Source organism: Brevundimonas sp. UBA7534 (assembly GCF_002479325.1).
In the GTDB taxonomy this organism is placed as follows: Bacteria; Pseudomonadota; Alphaproteobacteria; order Caulobacterales; family Caulobacteraceae; genus Brevundimonas.
The window spans coordinates 42,064-47,861 of sequence record NZ_DLMO01000116.1; the positions used below are offsets into that span (position 1 = coordinate 42,064).

General features: G+C 70.5%; 6 protein-coding genes. 4 read left to right on the top strand and 2 right to left on the bottom strand.

Translation table 11 applies throughout. From position 1 onward, the window contains the following. Window positions 1-302: 302 nt before the first annotated feature. Window positions 303-1,061 carry a tRNA1(Val) (adenine(37)-N6)-methyltransferase gene (locus B2U11_RS09190; protein ID WP_292071297.1) on the bottom strand — a complete coding sequence of 253 codons (759 nt, stop codon included), beginning with the start codon at window positions 1,059-1,061 and terminating at the stop codon, window positions 303-305. 198 nt (window positions 1,062-1,259) lie between these two features. Between B2U11_RS09190 and B2U11_RS09195 the strand changes: the two genes are divergently transcribed. From B2U11_RS09195 to B2U11_RS09205, 3 genes are all read left to right on the top strand, one after another. After that, a complete protein-coding gene (locus B2U11_RS09195) occupies window positions 1,260-2,201 on the top strand; it encodes a polyprenyl synthetase family protein (RefSeq protein ID WP_292071315.1) in 942 nt (313 codons plus the stop codon). Beyond that, window positions 2,198-2,833, top strand: coding sequence for a squalene/phytoene synthase family protein (locus tag B2U11_RS09200; protein ID WP_292071298.1), 636 nt, complete (start codon window positions 2,198-2,200; stop codon window positions 2,831-2,833). Before B2U11_RS09195 ends, B2U11_RS09200 begins: the two co-directional genes overlap by 4 nt. Window positions 2,834-2,913: 80 nt before the next feature. Further along, a complete protein-coding gene (locus B2U11_RS09205; protein ID WP_292071299.1) occupies window positions 2,914-3,609 on the top strand; it encodes a VIT1/CCC1 transporter family protein in 696 nt (231 codons plus the stop codon). On the opposite strand, the gene trmFO is transcribed toward B2U11_RS09205, so the two are convergent. Next, the gene (gene trmFO, locus B2U11_RS09210) at window positions 3,606-5,006 is read right to left on the bottom strand and encodes a methylenetetrahydrofolate--tRNA-(uracil(54)-C(5))-methyltransferase (FADH(2)-oxidizing) TrmFO (protein WP_292071300.1); all 1,401 of its coding nucleotides are present in this window, start codon (window positions 5,004-5,006) and stop codon (window positions 3,606-3,608) included. The two genes, B2U11_RS09205 and trmFO, sit on opposite strands and share 4 nt — an antisense overlap. Before the next feature lie 75 nt (window positions 5,007-5,081). Between trmFO and B2U11_RS09215 the strand changes: the two genes are divergently transcribed. After that, the coding region (locus B2U11_RS09215; protein WP_292071301.1) for a hypothetical protein at window positions 5,082-5,798 on the top strand (717 nt) is incomplete at its 3' end.

A 5,798-nucleotide genomic window follows, 5' to 3' on the forward strand; every position in this document is an offset into this window, starting at 1 on the left:
GTCAGGGCAGCGGCATTTGGAGAGTTGGCGGGTTCGGCCTGACATTCCGCCACCTGCTCCCGTCATCCCAGGGCTTGTCCCTGGGATCCAGACTCCCGGTTCCGCTGCAGGGCGCACAGTCGTCCGACACCGGGAGTCTGGATCCTCGCCACGAGGGCGAGGATGACGGAAAACGAGGGGGCGCACGCCGCCCCAACGTGCTGTCCCCTGACGAGGCGCCGTGCGAGCTTCAAGAGCCCCTCCACCCCGCCTGCGGCGGCGGTCCCCCTCCCCATCGCAGGCGATGGGGAGGAGACGGGGCCTCACCAGTCCAGCGCGACGTCGCCGCGCAGAACCGCCTCGGCTTCTGGCGCGTGCTTGGCGCCCGATCGGTCGTGGAGGACCAAGGGCGGCAGGAGGCGCAGGGGCGCGCGGGCGGTCTTGACGGCATGGACCAGAACCCGCTTGGCCGGTTGGTCGGCGAACGGGTGGATGGGGCGCACGGCGACGGCGCCGGCCTTGTCTCCCAGCAGCGCAAGAAGGTCGGCCAGCCGGTCGGCGCGGTGGATGACGACGATGCGACCGCCCTCGCGCACCGCCTTCAGCAGGAACGCCGTCCAGGCCTGAAGGCCGTCGTCGGCCATCCAGGCGCCGCGCTTTGCTTCGGCCGGGGCGCGCAGGGTCGCGGGGTCGTCGAAGAAGGGCGGATTCGACACGGCCCAGTCGAACGGCGGCAGGTCGAGGGCGCGAAATCCTTTGGCGACGTCTCCCGTGCGAATCGTCGTGCGATCCTCGACCCCGTTCAGGCCGGCGTTGTCCCGCGCCAGCGCGGCCATCAGGGGATCGCGCTCCAGACCGGTCAGAACCGCTTCCGGGCGTCGCGCCGCGATCTGCATCAGAACGCCGCCTGCGCCGCAGCCCGCCTCAAGCACGCGCTGGCCGGGCAGGGCGGGGACGGCGGCGGCCAGCAGCGCGGCGTCCAGGCCGGCGCGATAGCCGCGCGCAGGCTGGCGAAGGCGCACCCGACCGTTCAGCAGGCCGTTCTCGACAATGTCCGGCGACGCCGGGACGGGCTGATCCAAGCCTCAATCTCCTTGACCCTCAAGGGGCCGACCACCATTGTGCGCCGCATCGCGATCCGGCAAGTCGTTGGATCGTCATGCCTGCCGCGGACCGCCGCGCGCGCCTGTGAAAGAGTCTCTCCCTTGGACGTCGCCATCGCCGCCGCTGCCCGCCCGAAAGGGGACGTCGACGCCCTGGTTCGGCTGGCCCAGACCGACATGGCCGCCGTGGACGCCCTGATCCTGGACCGGATGCAGTCGGACGTGCCGATCATCCCCAAGCTGGCCGAGCATCTGGTGTCGGCCGGGGGCAAGCGGCTGCGTCCGCTGATCACCGTCGCCGCCGCGCGCGCGACCGGCGCGACCGGCGATATCGACGCGCCCCGGAAGCTGGCCGCCGCGGTCGAGTTCATCCACACCGCCACCCTGCTGCACGACGACATCGTGGACGCCTCGGAACTGCGCCGGGGCAAGGTGGCGGCCCATCTGATCTGGGGCGCTCCCACCAGCGTCCTGGTTGGCGACTTCCTGTTCGCCCGCGCCTTCGAACTGATGGTCGAGACGGATTCGATGCGCGCCCTGGGCATTCTGGCCGAGGCGTCGCGCGTCATCTCCGAGGGCGAGGTGCTGCAGCTGACGCGCGCCCACGACCTGAACCTGGACCAGGCCACCTATCTGCAGATCATCTCGGCCAAGACCGCCGAACTGTTCGCCGCCGCCGCCGAGGCGGGCGCGGTGGGCGCCGGCGCCGATCCGGCTGCGATCAAAGCCCTGCGCGACTACGGCATGGCGCTGGGCATCGCCTTCCAGCTGGCCGACGACGCGCTGGACTACGGCGCGACAGCCGAGGCCCTGGGCAAGAACGCCGGCGACGATTTCAACGAGGGCAAGGCGACCCTGCCGCTGCTGCTGGGCGTGGCGCGCACGCGCGGCCGCGAAGAGGCCTTTTGGGAGCGCACCATCACCAAGGGCGAGCGCACGCCCGAAGACTTCGGCCGGGCGCGCGAACTAATTGTCGGCTCGGGCGCCATCGGGGCCACGCTGGATCTGGCCGGAGACTACGCCGACCGGGCCAAGGCGGCTTTGTCGGCCCTGCCGGCGTCGGACTGGCGCGCCGCGCTGGAGGATCTGGCCGATTTCGCGGTGTCGCGCGCCGCTTGACCGAGACTGCGGATACGCTCGACCAACAGGTCCGCACCGCCGACCTCGACCGCTGGCTGTCCAGTCGCCTGGTCGCGGATGACCGCGCCCGCGCTGACCTGATCACGCTCTACGCCTTCGAAGCCGAGCTGATGAGCATCCCTACGCGCGTGACCCAGCCGCTGCTGGCCGAGATGCGCTACACTTGGTGGGCGGAACAGATGGACGGCGTCTTCGCCGGCGTGCCGCGCAAGGGCCATCCGGTGCTGGAGGCCCTGACCGATCTCGTCGCGCGTCACGGCCTGGACCGCGCGCCGTTCGACGCCCTGATCGACGCCCATATCGGCCGGGTGCGCGAACAGCCGCACGATCTTGACGCCTTCTACGTCGGCCCGATGCAGGTCGGTGTGCGGATACTGGCGGGCGAAGGCCATGATGCAGCCGTGGCGCCCGTCGGCCGGGTCTGGGGACTGGCGCAGGCCGGTCGGGCGAAGGAAGCGTCGTCCCTGAAGCGAGCAGCCAATGCCGCGTTGAAACGCCTGCCGCCCGAGGGATTCCCAGCCGTCGCCCACGCCGCCCTGACCGATCCCAACCGGCCCGAACCGCTGAAGCGGCTCAGGCTGATCGCGGCGTCCTTCGTCGGACGCATCTGAAGTCGCGCCCGACTTCAGATCGCGCTTGCGCCGGCCCTCGATAGGGGCTGCTGTGGCGACGAACAGCGTGGAGATCCGCCGTGTCGCGAACCCATTTGGAACGTCATCTGATCGCCCGTATCGGATGGCTGAGAGCCGCAGTCCTGGGCGCCAACGACGGCCTCCTTTCCACCTCCAGCCTGATCGTCGGCGTGGCCGCGTCCGGAGCCCCGAAAACGGCGGTTCTGGTGTCGGGCGTGGCGGGTCTGGTCGCGGGCGCCATGTCCATGGCGGCCGGTGAATATGTGTCCGTCAGCTCTCAGTCGGACACCGAAAAAGCCGACCTGGCCCGGGAAGCCGCCGAATTGGCCGCCGCGCCCGAGGCTGAACGGGATGAACTGGCGGCGATCTATGTCGAACGGGGCGTTCTGCCCGAAACGGCACGGGCTGTCGCTGAACAGCTGATGGCGCACGATTCGCTCGGTGCCCATGCGCGCGACGAATTGGGCATCTCCAGCTTCACGACGGCGCGGCCGGTCCAGGCGGCGTTGACGTCCGCCGCCACTTTCGCCGCGGGCGCCGCCTTGCCCCTGGCGACGGTCGCCATTGCGCCGACCAGCGGGCTGTTAATCTGGGTCGCGGCCAGCGCCGTCGCCGGTCTGATCGCGCTGGGGGCCTTGGGCGCGCGGGCGGGCGGGGCCGACATCGGCCGGTCCGTGGTTCGCGTCGCCTTCTGGGGCGTGCTGGCCATGGCGGTCACGGCCGTGATCGGACGGGTGTTCGGGACGGTGGTCTAGGTCGCCGCGTCGCGCCAGGCCTTCAGGCTTTCCATCGCCCGGAGGCTCATCAGCCGCTTCTTGGCCCGGCCGCGTTCCTTCAGTGGAATCTTGACGCCGGCCTCATCGACCTTGGGCGCTTCCAGCGGCGGCAGCAGGCCATAGTTGATGTTCATCGGCTGGAACTTCGATCCCGCCAGATGCCCGCCGGTGATGTGTTCCACCAGGGCGCCCATAGCGGTCTCAGGCGGCGGCGGGGCCAAGTCGCGACCCAGCGCTTGCGCGGCGGCCAGACGGCCGGTCAGCAAGCCCATGGCCGCGCTCTCGACATAGCCTTCGACCCCCGTCACCTGACCGGCGAAACGCAGGCGTGGTATCGCCTTCAGCCGCAGCTGCTTGTCCAGCAGTTGGGGACTGTTCAGATAGGTGTTGCGGTGAAGACCGCCCAGACGCGCGAACTGAGCGTTCTGCAGGCCGGGGATCATGCGGAAGACCTCGGCCTGCGCCCCGTGCTTCAGCTTGGTCTGGAAGCCGACCAGGTTGAACAGGGTGCCCAACGCATTGTCCTGGCGCAGCTGGACGATGGCGTAGGCCTTGACCAGCGGATCGCGCGGATTGGTCAGGCCAACGGGTTTCATCGGGCCGTGACGCAGGGTCTCGCGGCCGCGCTCGGCCATGACCTCGATGGGCAGGCAGCCGTCGAAATAGGGGACGTTCTCCCAGTCCTTGAACTCGGCCTTGGGGCCGTCCAGCAGAGCGTCGATGAAGGCCTCGTACTGGGCCTTGTCCATCGGGCAGTTAACGTAGGCGGCCGCGTCTCCGCCCGGCCCTTCCTTGTCATAGCGCGACTGGCGCCAGGCGACGTCGAAATCGATCGAGTCGGCGTGGACGATGGGGGCGATGGCGTCGAAGAAGCTGAGGCTCTCTTCGCCCGTCGCCTTCAGGATGGCGTCGGCCAGGGCGGGGGAGGTCAGGGGGCCGGTGGCGACGATGACATTGTCCCACTCCTGCGGCGGCAGGCCTGCGATCTCTTCGCGGACGATGGTGATCAGGGGATGGGCTTCGAGACGGGCGGTCACGGCCTGGGAAAAGCCGTCGCGGTCGACGGCCAGGGCGCCGCCGGCGGGCACCTGGTTGGCGTCGCCCGAGGCCATGATGATCGAATCCAGCGCCCGCATCTCGGCGTGCAGCAGGCCGACGGCGTTGTATTCCCAATCGTCCGAGCGGAAGGAGTTGGAGCAGACCAGCTCGGCCAGGCCGTCGGTCTGGTGGGCGTCGGTCTTCACGCCGGGGACGCCGCGCATCTCGTGCAGGATGACGGGGACGCCGGACTGGGCGATCTGCCAGGCGGCCTCGGAGCCGGCCAGGCCGCCGCCGATGACGTGGACGGGGGAAACGGAAGCGGGGGAGGAGGTCATCGCGGCCTTCTAGCGCCCGTCTGGCCGCAAGTCATGATCCCCTGCTATAGCGCGGACGGGTTGGGGAGTTTCGCCTTGAGTCAGGCGCGCGGCGGATTGGGATGGGACGACGCCTTGGCGCAGGCGGGACGCGGCGTCGTGCGCGCCTGGCGCGAGGGGGCGGGCGCCATCGTGCTGTCGGCGATGGCCTGGAGCGCCTGGCCCTTCCTGCCCACGGGCGTCGCGGCCGTCGCGGCCATGCTGGGCGCCCTGGAGCTGGCGGGCGCCCTGTCGCGGATCGCCGTTTCGACCGACGTTGCCGGGGCGCGGGCGCTGGGCCTCGGGCCGGCGGGACTGCAGTTCGGGGCGACCGAGGTGCGGCTGCTGGCGGGTTTCGCCCTGTGCGGGGTGTTCATGGCCATGATCCTGTCGGTGGCGGCGCTGGCGCTGCTGGCGCTCTACGGCCTGGCCGGGCTGGACGCAGAGGCGATCCGCGCACGCGACTGGGCCGGCGTCGGCGCGACTTGGAAGCTGGCGCTGCTGGGGGCGATCACCGCGGCGGCGCTGTACGCCGTCGTCGCCCTGGCCGCCCGGCTGGCGCTGTTCGTCCCGGCCACGGCGGCCGAGGGGCGCATCGTGTCCCTGCAGGTGATGGGCTTGACCAAACGGGGATTCTGGCCGCTGCTGGGCGGACTGATCGTCATGGCGGCGCCCAAGCTGGCGCTTGTTCTGGGCTGGGGACTGGGCGTGCTGAGGGGCGAGGCGGGCTGGATCGTGTGGGCGGTCGTGCTGAACGGCCTCCAGGCGCCGCTC

Coding starts and splice junctions, on each gene's coding strand:
- B2U11_RS09195 (WP_292071315.1), top strand. CDS start 1,260: ATGGCCGCCGTGGACGCCCTGATCCTGGACCGGATGCAGTCGGACGTG.
- trmFO (WP_292071300.1), bottom strand. CDS start 5,006: ATGACCTCCTCCCCCGCTTCCGTTTCCCCCGTCCACGTCATCGGCGGC.